This is a genomic window from Aeromonas sp. HMWF015, from assembly GCF_963878965.1.
In the GTDB taxonomy this organism is placed as follows: Bacteria; Pseudomonadota; Gammaproteobacteria; order Enterobacterales; family Aeromonadaceae; genus Aeromonas; species Aeromonas veronii.
This window is the reverse complement of the sequence record NZ_CAWNZT010000072.1, coordinates 1-1,115: the sequence shown is the minus strand read 5'-3', so window position 1 is coordinate 1,115 and position 1,115 is coordinate 1. Positions and strand designations below refer to the sequence as shown.

Genomic DNA, 1,115 nt, shown 5'->3' with positions numbered 1-1,115 from the left:
CAAATAGAGTGGTGAGGCAAACAGGCCGTACTCGATATGGCCGAGACAGATCGCATTGGGCAGTGACTGGGGCAGCTCACCGTTGAAGAACACCAGATCCCGATCATTGTCGAACAGGTGCTGGTGATCATTGGTCTGGGTGATATCGAACTGTACCTCGGGATAGTGCAGCCCGAATTCGGCCAGCATATCGATGAGGATGGTGTTGGAGAGTGCGATCGGCGCAGCTATCCGGATAAGCCCGGTGATGTCGGCCTCTTGACCCTGGATCTCGCTGGTGGCCTGCTCGATTTGTGCGAGTGGCGTGCAGAGACGTTCGTAGTATCTGAGGCCATCATCGGTAAGGCGGAGCTTGCGGGTAGAGCGATGTAGCAGGGAGCAACCCAGTTGCTCTTCCAGCTGGGAAATGCGTCGACTGATGGTGCCTGTTGGCATGCCCAGTGCGGCTGCAGCGTGGGAGAATCCTCCCTCTTGCACCACCTTGACGAACAGGTAGAACTCTTCGATGTGCTTCATAAACGCTGTTCTGGGTGTAACAAGGGAGCAACCATAAAAAGAGCGTTCCGGGTTGGCAAGGGTAATTCAGCGTTTAATTGATCTGGATTCGATTTCTGTTGATACCAGTTCTCCACCCGCCCGTCATCTTAGTTTCCCCGAGCTGGTGATTATTTCGGCACGATGCCAAATGGTACTGCGGCAGTGATGTTTGCCATATTTCCTGATTTGTTCCGCTATAACCGCGGGCGAAGGCCGATATTGCAATCTGATGGAAGGAATCTGGGTTGCTCTGCGTACTCAGCCGGGGTGGTTTGCCATCCACAGCCAATGTGATGCAGATCATATATTCGGGTTTTGCTCATTGCCTGTTGAAAAATGAATTTGGGGTATATCAATTCCGCCTTAGTGAACTATTTTTGTCCGTTTTGGCGTTTTTTTGGCTGTTTATCCATCCGCTTGGTTAATTAATGGAAGCTTTGTGACAGAGAGTGATGACTATTTCCACCATTGATTTAAATGTTAATAACAAATTTATCGCAGCAAATATGCAATTGCTCTTTAAAGGTCTCGAGTGGATAGCTCTTAGTGCTTGTTTTTACTGGGGAAAAAAGTTAAAA

1 protein-coding gene is annotated in these 1,115 nt (G+C 49.2%); it reads right to left on the bottom strand.

Going from position 1 to position 1,115, the window contains the following annotated elements; all coding sequences use genetic code 11:
- Window positions 1-516: LysR family transcriptional regulator (locus tag AACS18_RS03065; RefSeq protein WP_146184740.1), on the bottom strand; the 516-nt coding region annotated here is incomplete at its 3' end.
- Between the last annotated feature and the right edge of the window lie 599 nt (window positions 517-1,115).